Raw genomic sequence first — 14400 nt, 5'->3', positions numbered from 1 at the left:
TACAATGTTTTGCGCAGGGCGTTGGTCCGTGGGTCGCCGCGGACCTGTAGGAGCCGGCTTGCCGGCGAAGGCGTCCTTGAATATTGCGCTGGCCTTTCGGGACTCTTCGCTGGCAAGCCAGCTCCTACAATGTTTTGCGCAGGGCGTTGGTCCGTGGGTCGCCGCGGACCTGTAGGAGCCGGCTTGCCGGCGAAGGCGTCCTTGAATATTGCGCTGGCCTTTCGGGCCCCTTCGCTAGCAAGCCAGCTCCTACAGTGGTTTGCGCAGGGCGTTGGTCCGTGGCTGCCGCGGACCTGTAGGAGCCGGCTTGCCGGCGAAGGCGTCCCTGAATATTGCGCTGGCCTTTCGGGACTCTTCGCTGGCAAGCCAGCTCCTACAATGGTTTGCGCAGGGCGTTGGTCTTTGGTTGCCGCGGACCTGTAGGAGCCGGCTTGCCGGCGAAGGCGTCCTTGAATATTGCGCTGGCCTTTCGGGACTCTTCGCTGGCAAGCCAGCTCCTACAGTGGTTTGCGCAGGGCGTTGGTCCGTGGTCGCCGCGGACCTGTAGGAGCCGGCTTGCCGGCGAAGGCGTCCTTGAATATTGCGCTGGCCTTTCGGGCCTCATCGCTTGCAAGCCAGCGCCTACAAACCATCCTCCAGCGCCTCGAGGTATTCCGGGCTGTTGCTGATCGAATTGTGCCCGGTGCCCGCAATTACCTGCAGCGTTGCCACGCCCGCGGGGAAATGGCTGTAGAGGCGCCGGGTGCTTGCGCCTGGAATCACTTCGTCGTGTTCGGCGGCGATCAGGCGTGTTGGCACGGCGATATGTTCGGCGTAGCGCCAGGATTCGTATTTATCCTTCAATAGCCACTTCACCGGAAACCAACGGAACTGCCGCTCGGCCAGTTCCTCCAGGCTGTTGTACGGCGTGATCAGCAGCAGTTTCGCCGCCGGCCGAGAACTGGCCAGGCGCACCGCGACCCCCGAACCCAGGCTGCGTCCGACCACGGCAATCTGCGGGTGGTCGGCATAGACCTTGTCGAACAGGGCCATGGCATCGCGGGCAATCGCCTCTTCCGAAGGTGACCCGGAGCTGCCGCCGTAGCCACGGTAATGCAGCAGATACAGGGCATGGTCGGGGAAGGCCCGGGCGAAGTCCGGCAGGCTGCGCGAGACGTCCTCGGCATTGCCACCGAAGTAGATCAGTGCCTTGGGGCCGTCATGCGCGCGCACCGACACCAGCACCTGCGCCTCGTCCACGGGCAAGGTCAGCAGCGTGTCGGGTGAGTCGACGGCGCGGGGTTGCGGGTAGTAGATGAGCGCGCGCTGGAACACGAACAGGGCCGCGCAGAGCGCCAGGTACAGCGCAGCGGCGATGACGACGAGGAACACCAGGGTACGGGACATTCGGCTAACGTTAGTGGGCGGCATTGACGGCTCCGGGTTGCTGTCAGAGTGTAGCTGGCGGTAAAGGAGGGCACCGATGCCCATCGCGCTCAAGTGGCTCAACGTAAAGCCTGCGGAAAGAGCGGCCCTGGCCCTGGGTTTCGCCTTCCACTTCTGCGTGCTGGCCAGCTATTACCTGGTACGGCCGTTGCGCGATGCCCTGGGCCTCGAAGGCGGCGTCGACCGGTTGCAATGGCTGTTCACCGCCACGTTCGTGGTCATGCTGCTGATGGTGCCAGTGTTTGGCGCGCTGGCGTCGCGGCTGCCGGCCACGCGCTTCGTGCCGTTGATCTACCGCACGATTGCCGTATCGATGCTGGTGTTTGGCCTGTTGATCGGCAACCGCGTCGCGCCGGTGACGGTCGGCCAGGTGTTTTTTGTCTGGATCAGCCTCTACAACCTGTTCATCGTCTCGATTTTCTGGAGCGTGCTGGTCGATCGCTTCTCCAGCGAGCAAGGCCGACGGCTGTTTGGCTGCATCGCGGCCGGCGGCACCCTTGGCACTTTCATCGGGCCCTTGCTGGCGGCGACCATGGCCACTCGCCTGGGCCCGCTGGCGTTGACCGTCGCCGCGGCGCTGCTGCTGGAGCTGGCGGTGCGTTGCTATCGGGGGCTGCTGGCGAGGACGCAAGCGCAGGCGGGTCATCACCTTTTGGACGAACGGCGCCTGGGCGGCAGCATGCTCGCCGGGATCACTCTCATCCTGCGTTCGCCGTATCTGTTGGGGCTGGTGGCCTTCATGCTGTTGCACACCAGCGCTGCGACTTTGTTGTATTTCGAGCAGGGACGGATCGTCACTGGCAGCTACGCTGATGTAGGCAGCAGGACGCAATTCTTCGCCCTGGTCGATTTGCTGGTGTCGGCGCTGACCCTGATCTGCCAGTTTCTGCTGACGGCGCCGTTGATTCGTCTGCTGGGCATCGGCGGCGCGCTGCTGGTCATGCCCCTGGCGACCGTCGTGGCGTTTAGCGTCATGGCCCTGGCGCCGGTGCCGGCCAGCGTGGCCCTGGCCCAGGGTCTACGCCGCGCGGTGGAGTTCGGCATCGTGCGGCCGGCGCGTGAAGTGCTGTGGACGGTGGTCAGCCGGGAAGAGAAGTACAAGGCCAAGAACGTGATCGAAACCCTGGTCTATCGTGGAGGTGATGCCGCCAGTGGCTGGTTGTCGGCCGGTTTGACAGCCTTGGGCGCAGGCTTCGGCCTGGTCGCGCTGGCGGTCGTGCCGTTCGCGGGCGTGTGGGGCGGGTTGTGCCTGTGGCTGGCCAGGCGCCAGGCACGAATGGCCGACGCAGCACCACCGGGGAGGGAAACGTCATGAGCCATGGCCAAGGTTTTACCCGCAGGCAAATACTCACGCTGGCTGCCGCCGCATCGGCGGTCTTCACGCTCGGCCCGAGCGGCGCGTCAACCTCGCCAGCGGCGGGAACAGGAGGCAAGACCATGATGACCCGCGTCATTCCTTCCAGCAAAGAGCCATTGCCCGCCGTCGGCCTGGGCACCTATCGTGGTTTCGACGTGGCGCCTTCGGACCCTGCCTACCGCAGCTTGCCCGCGGTGCTTGACGCCTTGTTCGAAAAGGGCGGCAAGGTCATCGACAGCTCGCCGATGTACGGCCGCGCCGAGCAGACCACCGGCGAGCTGCTGTCGATTCACGAGCCACGCTCGCCGGCATTCCTGGCGACCAAGGTGTGGACCCGGGGCCGCGAAGAAGGCATCGCGCAGATGGAGCAATCCTTCAAGCTGCTGCAGACCGACCGCATCGACCTGATGCAGATCCACAACCTGCTGGACTGGCAAACCCATCTGCCGACCCTGCGCGAGTGGAAGGAGGCAGGTCGCATTCGCTACATCGGTATCAGCCATTACACCGCGTCGGCCTATGACGAAGTGGAGGCGCTGCTCAAGGCCGAGCCGCTGGACTTCCTGCAGATCAACTACGCGCTGGATGATCGCGCGGTGGAGAAGCGCATCCTGCCGTTGTGCCGCGACCGCGGCGTCGCGGTGATCTGCAACCGGCCGTTCGGCGGCGGTGGCCTGATCGCGCGGTTGCAGGGCAAACCCTTGCCCGGCTGGGCCGCACAAGTCGGGGTCAAGACCTGGCCGCCTTTGGCACTCAAATTCCTCTTGTCGCATTCCGCGGTGACCTGCGTCATCCCTGGCACCGGCAACCCGCGCTACATGGCGGAAAACGCCAGCGCCGGATTCGGCCCGATGCTGACCGATGCACAACGTCATCAACTGATCGCCCTGGTGGGGTAACCATGCACGAAAACGCTCAACAGAAACGCGCCCGCGTACTCGATCCGGTCGACCGGGTCACCGAAGTGATTTTCGGCCTGCTCATGGCCATGACGTTCACTGGAACGATCAGTGTGGCCACCGCCAATCAGGAGGAAGAACGCACGATGATGATCGCCGCGCTGGGCTGCAACCTGGCGTGGGGCCTGGCGGACGCGGTGATGTATCTGCTGCGCACGGTCATCGAGCGCACGCGCAACCGCAACTTGTTCAGCGGTTTGCGCGAGGGTCGCGATGCCAGCGCTGGCCAGGCGCTGATCGCCGATGCGCTGCCGCCACGGATTGCCCTGGCCGCCGGCGCCGAAGGCCTGGAAGCGTTACGCCAGCGCCTGATCCAGGCACCCGCCACGCCGCTGCAGCCGGCGCTGGGCCTGGATGACTTCAAGGGCGCGCTGGGCGTGTTCCTGTTGGTAGTGGTGGCGACCTTCCCGCTGGTGGTGCCCTTCCTGCTCCTCGATCAGACGGCGCTGGCGGTGCGCTTGTCCAACGCCATCGGCATCCTGGTGCTGTTCCTGGCGGGCTGGATCCTCGCCCGCTACGCCGGTGCCAGGCCGTGGCAGGGCGGGGTTGCCCTGGCCGTCCTCGGCGCCGCGCTGATCGCCGCGATCATTGCGCTGGGCGGCTGATCGATCGGCAATCGTCTCCTATACTGAGTCGCGTCAACAGGCAAGGCACCCATTTTCAATGCCGTCGCTAACGCTCACCCGCGCTGCGACAGCGTCCCCTGACCATCACTGCAAGGAGATCGAACATGGCAATCCGCATAGGCGATGAAGCGCCGGATTTCACGGCACAAACCACCGAAGGCACGCTCAACTTCCACCAATGGATCGGTGATGGCTGGGCCATCCTGTTTTCGCATCCCAAGGATTTCACCCCGGTGTGCACCACCGAACTGGGTTACCTGGCCAAACTCAAGCCGGAGTTCGACAAGCGCAACACCAAGATCCTCGGCCTGAGCATCGACCCGGTCAGTGATCACGAGAAATGGGTGGGTGACATCGAAGAAACCCAGGGCAGTGCCGTCAACTACCCGCTGATCGGCGACGAAAACCTGGTCGTGGCCAAGCTCTACGACATGATCCACCCCAATGCCAGCGGCGGCACGCGCACCGCGGTGGACAATGCCACGGTGCGCTCGGTGTTCCTGGTCGGCCCGGACAAGAAGATCAAGGCGATGCTGATCTACCCGATGAGCGCCGGGCGCAATTTCGATGAAGTGCTGCGTTTGCTTGACTCGTTGCAGCTCAACGCCAAGCACACCGTCGCCACGCCGGTGAACTGGCGGCCGGGGGAAGACGTGATCATTCCGACGTCGGTGTCCGACGAGGATGCGAAGAAGAAATACCCGGACGGCTTCAAGACCCTGAAACCGTATCTGCGCACGGTACCGCAACCGAAATAACCCCGGCCTTTGTGGGAGCTGGCCTGCCGGCGATGGCGTCCGCGAGATCGCCTTCGCCGGCAAGCCGGGCTCCTACAAGGGAGGGTGGCTCCGGCTTACCCCAGGTATTTGTGAAACCACCCCAACGTCCGCTCCCACGCCAGCTTCGCCGCCGCCTCGTCATAGCGCGGCGTGGAGTCGTTGTGAAAACCGTGATTGGCGCCGGGATAGATGTAGGCCTCATAGGTCTTGCCCCCGGCCTTCAACGCCTGTTCATAGGCGGGCCAGCCTTCGTTGATGCGCGTATCCAGCTCACCGTAGTGCAGCATCACCGGTGCCTTGATCCGCGGTACATCCTTGGCGTCCGCTTGCCGACCGTAGAACGACACCGCGGCGCCCAGTTCCGGGTAGGCCACGGCGGCCGCATTGGTGACTCCACCGCCATAACAGAAACCGGTGATGCCGACTTTGCCACTGGCGTCGGGGTGTTTCATCATCCACTCGACGGCGGCAAAGAAGTCATTCATGAGCTTTTGCGGGTCGACCTTCTCCTGCAGCGCACGGCCCTTGTCGTCGTTGCCGGGGTAGCCGCCCACCGAGCTCAGGCCATCCGGGGCGAGGGCGACGAAACCGGCCTTGGCCAGGCGTCGCGCGACGTCTTCGATGTAAGGATTGAGCCCACGGTTTTCATGCACGACCACCACCGCAGGGGGCTTGCCGGCGGCTTTTGCCGGACGCACCAGATAGGCACGAACCTGCCCGTGGCCCTTGGGTGAGGGATATTCGACGTACTCGGCAATGATGTCCGGGTCGGTGAATTCGACCTGTTCGGCCAGGGCGTAGTCCGGGCTCAGGGACGCCAGCAGTGCACTGGCGGTCAAGCCACCCAGGGTGAACAGCGCGGCGCGGTCGAGAAACTCGCGCCGGTTGATCAGGCCATGGGCGTAGTAATCGTAGAGTTCCAACAGCTGTGGGGAAAAGTCTTTTGCAGTGAGACGGGTCATATAGGCGCTTCCTCTTCATCCAATAGAACGCGAACCTTGTAGGAGCGAGCTTGCTCGCGAAAAACCTGAGAGCACCGCGGGCTGTCAGGCTCCCCGCGTCATCGTTGACCTCCATCGCGAGCAAGCTCGCTCCTACAGGGGGGGGCATGCTAAATTACAAACTCTGCGCCCCGGCCTTCGCCACCTGCGCATCCTGCTCGGCCTTGACCCCGGACACCCCGACCGCACCGACCACCTGGCCGTCGACCGTGATCGGCACCCCGCCTTCGAGCGAGGTCAGCAGCGGGGCCGAGAGAAAGGCCGTGCGCCCGCCATTGACCATTTCTTCATAGCCTTTGGATTCCCGCCGCCCCAGGGCCGAGGTGCGGGCTTTTTCGGTGGCGATGTAGGCACTGATGGGCGAGGCGCCATCGAGGCGTTCGAGGGCCAGGGGATGACCGCCGTCGTCGACCACCACAATGGTCACTGGCCATTGATTGTCCTGGGCTTCGGTGCGGGCGGCGGCGAGTATCCGGCTGACTTCGGCCTGGCTCAGGACGGCTTTGCTATTCATGGGCATTCTCCATTGGGCGCTATTGGGACAGGGCGGCTTCGACCAGTTCGATCCAGTGCCGGACGGGGGTACGGCCCGCGCCGTCGAGGTGCGACTGACAGCCGATGTTGGCGGTGACGATGACTTCGGGGTAGCCGCTTTCCAGGGCATTCATCTTGTTGTCGCGCAGTTGCCGGGCCAGTTCCGGCTGGGTCAGCGAATAAGTGCCCGCCGAACCGCAGCACAAATGGCCGTCCGGTACTGTGGTGAGGTTGAAGCCCAGGCGCATCAGTACCTTTTCGACCGCGCCACCGAGTTTTTGCGCGTGCTGCAAGGTGCACGGGCAATGGAAGGCAACGCGATGGGCGTTGTGGATGCCCAACTGTTCCAGCGGTTCGGCGCGCAACACCTCCACCAGGTCCTTGGCCAGCGCGCTGACCTTCCTGGCCTTGTCGGCATAGACCGGGTCGCGTTCCAGCAGATGCCCGTAATCCTTGATGAACGCCCCGCAACCGCTGGCGGTTTGCACGATGGCCTCGGCGCCTTGTTCAATGCCCGGCCACCAGGCATCGATGTTGTGCCGGGCGCGATCGAGGCCGGCGGCCTGGGCGTCCAGGTGATAGTCCACGGCGCCGCAACAGCCGGCCTCGCGGGCCGGCATGACGCTGATGCCCAGGCGGTCCAGGACCCTGGCGGCGGCCACGTTGGTATTGGGCGACAGGCCGGGCTGCACGCAACCTTCGAGCATCAGCACCTGGCGGGCATGGCGCACGGCGGGGCGCTGCTTGGTCACCGGCAGGTTGCGCGGCAGCTTGCTTTGCAGCGCGCCGGGCAGCAGCGCGCGAAACACCTGGCCGCTGTTGACCAGGCGCTTGAACAGGTCCGGATGCGGCACCAGCGTGCGCAGCCCTTCGCGCAACAGACGCTGACCGAGCGGACGCGGTACCGCCGCATCGACCACGGCCCGGCCGATGTCCAGCAAGTTGTGGTAATCGACCCCCGAAGGGCAGGTGGTTTCGCAGTTGCGGCATGACAGGCAGCGATCCAGGTGCTGCTGGGTCTTCTGCGTCACCTCGTTGCCTTCCAGCACCTGCTTGATCAGGTAGATGCGCCCGCGCGGGCCATCCAGCTCATCGCCGAGCAATTGATAGGTCGGGCAGGTGGCGTTGCAGAAACCGCAATGCACACAGGTGCGCAGGATGCTGTCGGCTTCTTCGGCGCGGGGCAATTGGCGGGCGCGTTCGCTCAAGGTGGTCTGCATGATTCATAACTCCGCGTACAGACGTCCGGGGTTGAAGATGCCCTGGGGGTCGAGTTGCTGCTTGAGGCTCTTGTGGTAGCGCATCAATGCGTCGGGCAGCGGCTGGAAGGGCGTGTCCGTGAGCCCGTGGCTGTAGCAGGTGACGTGCCCGCCAGCCTCTTCGACGACCTGGCGAATGAACTTTGCCTCGGCGTCGGACTTGAGCCAGCGCTGAGCGCCGCCCCAGTCGATCAATTGCCGGCCGGGCAGGGACAGCCGTGGCGTGTTGTTGGGCACGGACAGGCGCCACAGGGGCTGGTCTTCATCGAAGAAGGCCAGGCGTTGTTCGTTGAGATCGGCCCAATACGAAGCGTCGAGCAACTCGCCGCCCAGGCGGTCATGGGCCGCCGCCACCGAACCTTCGCCACCCTCCAACCGCAGATGCAGGCGTTCACCGTCATGACACGCAGCGCTGATCGGCAGCGGTTGCTGGCCCCATTCCGCCAGGCGTAGCAGGGCATGTTCGGCGTTCATTTGCAGGCTGATGCTCAGGGCCTGCCGGGGCTTGGGCAACACCTTGAGCGAGACCTCGGTGATCAGGCCGAGGATGCCGTAACTGCCGGCCATCAGGCGCGACAGGTCGTAACCGGCGACGTTTTTCATGACCTCGCCACCAAAACGCAGGTGCTTGCCCAGGCCTGTGATCACCCGCGTGCCCAGGACGAAATCCCTGACCGACCCCGACCACGGCCGACGCGGCCCCGACAGCCCGCAGGCGATCATGCCGCCGACGGTGGCATCGTCGCCGAAGGAGGGCGGTTCGCAGGGCAACATCTGCTGCGCGGCGTCCAGCACCTTCGCCAGTTCCGCCAGTGGCGTGCCGCAGCGCACAGTGATTACAAGCTCCGTCGGGTCGTAGCTGACAATGCCCCGGTGCGATCGAGTATCGAGTATTTCGCCCGCCGTCACCCGTCCCAGGAACGCCTTGGTATTGGCCCCCTGGATGCGCAGCGGCGTGGCGTTCGCCAACGCCTGATTGACCTGCTCCTGCAGCGCGCTGCTGTCATCGAGATCGGCAGTTTCCTGCATCAGAAGCGCTCCAGGTCAGGGAAGGGCAGTTGGCCTGCGTGCACATGCATGGCGCCAAACTCGGCGCAGCGGTGCAGGGTCGGTATGTTCTTGCCAGGATTGAGCAGGCCGCCGGGGTCGAACGCCGCCTTGACCGCGTGGAACAGGGTCAACTCATCGCTGTTGAACTGCGCGCACATCTGGTTGATCTTTTCCCGGCCGACGCCGTGTTCACCGGTAATGCTGCCGCCGACCTTCACGCACAGTTCGAGGATCTTGCCGCCCAGGGCTTCGGCGCGATCCAGTTCGCCAGGCGTATTGGCATCGAACAGGATCAGCGGGTGCATGTTGCCGTCGCCGGCATGGAACACGTTGGCCACCCGCAGGCCGTACTCGGCCGAGAGGCTGGCGATGGCCTTGAGCACACCGGGCAGCTCGCGGCGCGGGATGGTGCCGTCCATGCAGTAGTAATCCGGCGACAGGCGGCCCACCGCCGGAAAGGCGTTCTTGCGCCCGGCCCAGAAGCGCACGCGCTCGGCCTCGTCCTTGGCCTGGCGCACTTCGGTGGCGCCAGCCTGTTGCAACACCTGGCGCACGCGGTCGCAATCGTCACGCACGTCGGCTTCGACGCCGTCGAGTTCGCACAAAAGGATGGCTTCGGCCTCCACCGGGTAACCGGCGTGGATGAAGTCCTCGGCGGCGCGGATGGCCAGGTTGTCCATCATCTCCAGGCCACCGGGAATGATGCCGGCGGCAATGATGTCGCCGACGGCGCGGCCGGCTTTTTCCACGGAGTCGAACGCCGCCAGCAGTACCTTGGCCGACTGCGGTTTGGGCAGCAGCTTGACCGTGACCTCGGTGATCACCCCGAGCATGCCTTCGGAGCCGGTGAACAAGGCCAGCAGGTCCAGACCGGGCGAGTCCAGGGCGTCGGAGCCCAGGGTCAGATGTTCGCCGTCGACGGTAAGGATGTCCACCTTGAGCAGGTTATGCACGGTCAGGCCGTATTTCAGGCAATGCACGCCGCCGGCGTTTTCGGCGACGTTACCGCCGATGGAGCAGGCAATTTGCGAAGAAGGGTCGGGCGCGTAGTACAGGTCGAACGGTGCGGCGGCCTGGGAAATCGCCAGGTTGCGCACCCCTGGCTGAACCCTGGCGGTACGGGCGGCGGGGTCGATCTGCAGGATCTGGTTGAAGCGGGCCATCACCAGCAGCACGCCTTTTTCCAGGGGCAAGGCGCCGCCGGACAAACCGGTGCCGGCGCCCCGGGCGACGACCGCTACCCGGCGCTCATGACACAGGCGCAACACGCCCTGGACCTGGGCAATGTCCCGCGGCAGCACCACCAGCATCGGTGTAGTGCGGTAGGCGCTGAGCCCGTCGCATTCGTACGGCTTGAGCTCTTCCTGCTGGTGCAGGATCTCCAGATCGGGCAACTGCGTGCGCAAGGCCTGCAACAGCGCGCTCTTGTCGACCTCTGGCAACGCGCCATCAACGCGTTCATCGTAAAGAATGTTCATAGTCGTTTTACGATACTCCGTTCATGAAAGCCCGGGCCAGTGCCCGTATTGCTGCTCACTGTAGGAGCGAGCTTGCTCGCGATGAACTCAAGAGCGCCGCGTTTAGCCCGCAAACACGCGTTATCGTTGACGACCATCGCGAGCAAGCTCGCTCCTACAGTGGACAGCATTAGGGCCAGTGCCCGGGATTTTCAACAGAGTTGCGCGAGCAACCCGGGCTGTGCCGATCAGTGGCCGCCCACCACCATATGACTGAACGGCGCAACATAGGCCTGCAATGTCACCAGGCCACCGACCAGGATCGCCAGGACGATCGAGTGGAAAAACACATAACGCAGGATTTCCCCTTCATGGCCGTACCAGCGGGTGGCGGTGGAGGCGACCACGATCGACTGGGCGTCGACCATCTTGCCCATCACCCCGCCAGAACTGTTGGCGGCGGCCATCAACACCGGGCTGAGCCCCAGTTGCTCGGCGGTCACCTTCTGCAAGCCGCCGAACAGCACGTTGGACGCGGTGTCCGAGCCGGTCAGGGCCACGCCGAGCCAGCCCAGCAGGGTGCCGAACATCGGATAGAAAATCCCGGTCGCGGCAAAGGCCAGGCCCATGGTCGCGTCCAGCCCCGAGTAGCGGGTGAGGAACCCCAGGGCCAGCATCGCGGTAATGGTGATCAACGAGTAGCGCACCACCCACAGTGTTCGCAGGTATTGGTGAATCAGTTGCGGGATGGAGTAGCCCATCAACAGCCCGCCGAGGATCGCCGACAGCAGGATGCCGGTGCCGGTGCTGGTGAACCAGGTGAACTTGTAGATCGCTTCTTCGGTTTTCGGCGCAGGCACCACGGGCGGAACCTTTTCGATCTGCTGGTGAATCGTGGTGAAGGTCAGGGTCGGGGCGAAAATCGGGTTGGCCTCGCGCAGCGGTTTACCTTGGGGATCCAGTTTCGCCGTGCTGGTGGCCGGATCGATCGCTGGGCGGGTGTCGAACATGTTCTTGAAGCCCTGGGTGCCCCAGGCGAACACGAAGACGGTGAGGATGATCCACGGCATCCAGGCGCGCATCACCGCGGGCTTGGCGTCGCTGGCAAAGGCCGCACTGGCGACCGGTTTTTCGTCGTGTTCCTCGGCGATCGCCGAGTTGTCGACGCGCCCGGACAGGGCGGCGGAGGTGTGCACCGTGGCCGGTTTCCACACTTTCAGGAATCCTGTCAGGCAGGCCATGGAAATCAGCGCGGCGATCACGTCCACCAGCATCGGCCCGTGATAGTTGGACACGACGAACTGCGGAACGGCAAAACTGACCCCGGCAATCAGGATCGCCGGCCAGATTTCCAGCATCTTGCGCCAGCCGGCAAAGGCCCAGATCAGCCAGAACGGCACGATCACCGAGAAGAACGGCAGTTGCCGACCTACCATCATCGACAGCTCCATTTCATCGAGCCCGGTGACCTTGGCCAAGGTGATGATCGGCGTGCCCAGGGCACCGAAGGCCACGGGGGCGGTGTTGGCGATCAGCGCCAGGCCCGAGGCGGCCAGCGGTGAGAAGCCCAGGCCAATGAGGATCGCCCCGGTCACCGCCACCGGTGTACCGAACCCCGCCGCGCCCTCGAAAAAGGCACCGAAGCAGAAGGCGATCAGCAGCAATTGCAGACGGCGGTCGTCGGTGATCCGCGCGAGGGAGTCCTGCAGCACTTTGAACGAGCCGTTCTCGGTCGTCAGCCGGTGCAGGAAAATGATGTTCAACACAATCCAGCCGATCGGCAGCAAACCGTTGGCGGCCCCGTACAGCGCGGCCGACCCGGCCATGCCGGCGGGCATATCAAAGGCGAAAATCGCGATCACCAGGGCCGAGGCCAGGGCCATCAGTGCCGCCAGGTGTGCCTTGACATGGAAGAACGCCAGGGCTGCCAGCATCACCACCACCGGCACCGCGGCCATGAGGGTTGAAAGCACCGGGTTGTTGAACGGATCGTAGATTTGCTGCCAGACCATGTTCCACCTCTGCTTTTATTGTTGGACGTGCAGCCCCTTGGGGGGAGGTGGCCTGTAGTATAGGTGGCATTGCGCCGCTGTCAGGGCGTGTTTACCGGCGCTGTGCAGGCGCCTGAGCTAGCATTGCCGATAGGTCCAAACTGCCACGGGAGGAAAACCGCAATGACTGAGCGCCATCTGGAGCACAAGGAGACGCTTTCGAACGGATGCAGCATCAAGGTCAAGGCCGAGATACTGAAGGACGGCTCCCTGGGCATGTTCATCGGAGTCTACCGACCGGATGGCACGGCCATCGACGAAAACCACGATCCCAAGCCGCATATGCTGGACATGGAAGCGGCGATGGACTGGGGGATCGACATTGCCAAGGGGATTGGCAATAGCCAGAGGACGCTATAACGCAAGGCTGGGGATTTGCGGTGATGCCATCGCCAGCAGGCTGGCTCCCACAGCCAAATTGTGGGAGCCAGCCTGCTGGCGATGGTTTTAGTGCTTGAACATCACATGCCGCACGACGGTGTAGTCCTCCAGCCCATACATCGACATGTCCTTGCCATACCCGGACAGCTTCTGCCCGCCATGGGGCATTTCGCTGACCAGCATGAAGTGCGTATTCACCCAGGTGCAGCCGTACTGCAAGCGCGCCGACAGGCGATGCGCACGACCGACGTCGGCGGTCCATACCGATGACGCCAGGCCGTAGTCCGAGTCGTTGGCCCAGCCCAGCACCTGCGCCTCATCGGTGAATCTGGTCACCGACACCACTGGCCCGAACACTTCGCGCCGCACGATTTCGTCGTCCTGCTGAGCATCGGCCAACACCGTCGGTTCGAAGAAGAAGCCATTGCCGTCCACCGCTTTACCGCCGGTGATCAGGCGGATGTGCGGCTGCGCCACGGCGCGCTCGACGAAGCCGGCCACGCGGTCGCGGTGCTGCGCGGTGATCAGCGGGCCGAGCTCGGTCGCCGGATCGTCCTGCAAGCCGTACTTGATGCTGCTGACCGCCGCGCCGAGTTTTTCCACGAATTTGTCGTAGATGCCTTCCTGGGCATAGATGCGGCAGGCGGCGGTGCAGTCCTGGCCGGCGTTGTAGAAACCGAAGGTGCGGATGCCCTCGACGGCGGCGTCGATGTCGGCGTCGTCGAAGATGATCACCGGGGCCTTGCCGCCCAGTTCCATGTGCATGCGCTTGACGCTGTCGGCGGTGCTGGAAATGATGTTCGAGCCGGTGGCGATCGAGCCGGTCAGCGACACCATGCGCACTTTCGGGTGGGTGACCAGCGGGCTGCCGACCGTGGGACCACGGCCAAACACCAAGTTGAGCACGCCAGCGGGGAAGATTTCCGACGCCAGTTGTGCCAGGCGCAGGGCGGTCAACGGCGTCTGTTCCGACGGCTTGAGCACCACGGTATTACCGGCGGCGAGGGCCGGGGCGATTTTCCAGGCGACCATCATCAGCGGGTAGTTCCACGGCGCGATGGAGGCGATCACCCCCACCGGGTCGCGGCGGATCATCGAGGTGTGGCCGGGCAGGTACTCGCCACCGGCCGAGCCGATCATGCAGCGGCTGGCGCCGGCAAAAAAGCGGAACACGTCGGCGATCGCCGGAATCTCGTCGTTGAGCGCGGCGCTGTAGGGCTTGCCGCAGTTGTCCGATTCCAGCTTGGCCAGCTCTTCGCCGTGGGCCTCGATGGCGTCGGCGAGCTTGAGCAGCAGCAGCGAACGTTCCTTGGGCGGGGTCTGCGACCAGCTGTCGAACGCGGCATCGGCGGCGCGCACCGCGGCATCGACCTGGGCTTCGCTGGCTTCGTTGATTTCCACCAGCACGCGCCCCAGCGCCGGGTTGAACACCGGTTGGGCGGGGCCTTCGCCGTTGATGAGTTGGCCGTTGATCAAGAGTTGGGTTTGCATGGTTCTGTCCTCTTTGAAGCTATTTTATTT

The 14400-nt window shown here is 64.2% G+C and carries 13 protein-coding genes and 1 pseudogene; 5 read left to right on the top strand and 9 right to left on the bottom strand.

From position 1 onward, the window contains the following. Positions 1-621: 621 nt before the first annotated feature. A complete protein-coding gene (locus ACM6I6_RS12250) occupies positions 622-1410 on the bottom strand; it encodes a hypothetical protein (protein ID WP_323608548.1) in 789 nt (262 codons plus the stop codon). A 52-nt stretch (positions 1411-1462) separates the two neighbouring features. Here ACM6I6_RS12250 and ACM6I6_RS12245 point away from each other — a divergent pair, with 52 nt between their 5' ends. The 4 genes from ACM6I6_RS12245 to ACM6I6_RS12230 all read left to right on the top strand — a co-directional run bounded on the left by ACM6I6_RS12245 (position 1463) and on the right by ACM6I6_RS12230 (position 5125). After that, positions 1463-2740, top strand: a complete 1278-nt coding sequence (locus tag ACM6I6_RS12245; protein ID WP_414919949.1) for an NTP/NDP exchange transporter — start codon at positions 1463-1465, stop codon at positions 2738-2740. Further along, positions 2737-3681, top strand: a complete 945-nt coding sequence (locus tag ACM6I6_RS12240; RefSeq protein ID WP_408600777.1) for an aldo/keto reductase — start codon at positions 2737-2739, stop codon at positions 3679-3681. Before ACM6I6_RS12245 ends, ACM6I6_RS12240 begins: the two co-directional genes overlap by 4 nt. A 2-nt stretch (positions 3682-3683) precedes the next feature. Further along, positions 3684-4346, top strand: coding sequence for a hypothetical protein (locus ACM6I6_RS12235; protein ID WP_274077951.1), 663 nt, complete (start codon positions 3684-3686; stop codon positions 4344-4346). 125 nt (positions 4347-4471) lie between these two features. Further along, on the top strand, positions 4472-5125 hold the full coding sequence (locus ACM6I6_RS12230) for a peroxiredoxin (RefSeq protein ID WP_323608550.1): 654 nt from the start codon (positions 4472-4474) through the stop codon (positions 5123-5125). Positions 5126-5220: 95 nt separating this feature from the next. Here ACM6I6_RS12230 and yghX read toward each other — a convergent pair whose 3' ends face one another. The 7 genes and pseudogenes from yghX to ACM6I6_RS12195 form a co-directional block, all read right to left on the bottom strand. Beyond that, positions 5221-6108, bottom strand: coding sequence for a YghX family hydrolase (gene yghX / locus ACM6I6_RS12225; RefSeq protein WP_274077953.1), 888 nt, complete (start codon positions 6106-6108; stop codon positions 5221-5223). Between the two features lie 31 nt (positions 6109-6139). Continuing rightward, positions 6140-6256 (bottom strand): annotated as a pseudogene (locus tag ACM6I6_RS12220) (outer membrane lipoprotein carrier protein LolA); the annotation flags it as partial. Between the two features lie 6 nt (positions 6257-6262). After that, entirely contained in the window at positions 6263-6661 is a 399-nt protein-coding gene (locus ACM6I6_RS12215; protein WP_323628729.1) for a heme-binding protein, read from the bottom strand. Between the two features lie 19 nt (positions 6662-6680). Next, positions 6681-7901: a glycolate oxidase subunit GlcF gene (gene glcF / locus ACM6I6_RS12210; RefSeq protein WP_274077955.1), complete on the bottom strand. Its 1221-nt coding sequence runs from the start codon at positions 7899-7901 to the stop codon at positions 6681-6683. Between the two features lie 3 nt (positions 7902-7904). After that, positions 7905-8969 carry a glycolate oxidase subunit GlcE gene (gene glcE, locus ACM6I6_RS12205; protein WP_274077956.1) on the bottom strand — a complete coding sequence of 355 codons (1065 nt, stop codon included), beginning with the start codon at positions 8967-8969 and terminating at the stop codon, positions 7905-7907. Continuing rightward, positions 8969-10468, bottom strand: coding sequence for a glycolate oxidase subunit GlcD (glcD, locus tag ACM6I6_RS12200; protein WP_406592953.1), 1500 nt, complete (start codon positions 10466-10468; stop codon positions 8969-8971). The genes glcE and glcD overlap by 1 nt, the downstream gene beginning before the upstream one ends. Before the next feature lie 227 nt (positions 10469-10695). Beyond that, positions 10696-12459, bottom strand: coding sequence for an L-lactate permease (locus ACM6I6_RS12195; protein WP_414919948.1), 1764 nt, complete (start codon positions 12457-12459; stop codon positions 10696-10698). A gap of 162 nt (positions 12460-12621) precedes the next feature. Between ACM6I6_RS12195 and ACM6I6_RS12190 the strand changes: the two genes are divergently transcribed. Next, entirely contained in the window at positions 12622-12858 is a 237-nt protein-coding gene (locus tag ACM6I6_RS12190) for a hypothetical protein (RefSeq protein ID WP_046818795.1), read from the top strand. An 87-nt stretch (positions 12859-12945) separates the two neighbouring features. Here ACM6I6_RS12190 and ACM6I6_RS12185 read toward each other — a convergent pair whose 3' ends face one another. Next, positions 12946-14370 carry a gamma-aminobutyraldehyde dehydrogenase gene (locus ACM6I6_RS12185; RefSeq protein ID WP_414919947.1) on the bottom strand — a complete coding sequence of 475 codons (1425 nt, stop codon included), beginning with the start codon at positions 14368-14370 and terminating at the stop codon, positions 12946-12948. Positions 14371-14400: the final 30 nt, after the last annotated feature.

Origin of the sequence: Pseudomonas sp. IT-P218, assembly GCF_949767605.1 — a bacterium.
In the GTDB taxonomy this organism is placed as follows: domain Bacteria; phylum Pseudomonadota; class Gammaproteobacteria; order Pseudomonadales; family Pseudomonadaceae; genus Aquipseudomonas; species Aquipseudomonas putida_AE.
The sequence above is the reverse complement of the archived record's forward strand: the minus strand, read 5'-3'. Positions and strand labels throughout refer to the sequence as shown.

Coding starts and splice junctions, on each gene's coding strand:
- ACM6I6_RS12250 (WP_323608548.1), bottom strand. CDS start 1,410: ATGCCGCCCACTAACGTTAGCCGAATGTCCCGTACCCTGGTGTTCCTC.
- ACM6I6_RS12245 (WP_414919949.1), top strand. CDS start 1,463: ATGCCCATCGCGCTCAAGTGGCTCAACGTAAAGCCTGCGGAAAGAGCG.
- ACM6I6_RS12240 (WP_408600777.1), top strand. CDS start 2,737: ATGAGCCATGGCCAAGGTTTTACCCGCAGGCAAATACTCACGCTGGCT.
- ACM6I6_RS12235 (WP_274077951.1), top strand. CDS start 3,684: ATGCACGAAAACGCTCAACAGAAACGCGCCCGCGTACTCGATCCGGTC.
- ACM6I6_RS12230 (WP_323608550.1), top strand. CDS start 4,472: ATGGCAATCCGCATAGGCGATGAAGCGCCGGATTTCACGGCACAAACC.
- yghX (WP_274077953.1), bottom strand. CDS start 6,108: ATGACCCGTCTCACTGCAAAAGACTTTTCCCCACAGCTGTTGGAACTC.
- ACM6I6_RS12215 (WP_323628729.1), bottom strand. CDS start 6,661: ATGAATAGCAAAGCCGTCCTGAGCCAGGCCGAAGTCAGCCGGATACTC.
- glcF (WP_274077955.1), bottom strand. CDS start 7,901: ATGCAGACCACCTTGAGCGAACGCGCCCGCCAATTGCCCCGCGCCGAA.
- glcE (WP_274077956.1), bottom strand. CDS start 8,969: ATGCAGGAAACTGCCGATCTCGATGACAGCAGCGCGCTGCAGGAGCAG.
- glcD (WP_406592953.1), bottom strand. CDS start 10,468: ATGAACATTCTTTACGATGAACGCGTTGATGGCGCGTTGCCAGAGGTC.
- ACM6I6_RS12195 (WP_414919948.1), bottom strand. CDS start 12,459: ATGGTCTGGCAGCAAATCTACGATCCGTTCAACAACCCGGTGCTTTCA.
- ACM6I6_RS12190 (WP_046818795.1), top strand. CDS start 12,622: ATGACTGAGCGCCATCTGGAGCACAAGGAGACGCTTTCGAACGGATGC.
- ACM6I6_RS12185 (WP_414919947.1), bottom strand. CDS start 14,370: ATGCAAACCCAACTCTTGATCAACGGCCAACTCATCAACGGCGAAGGC.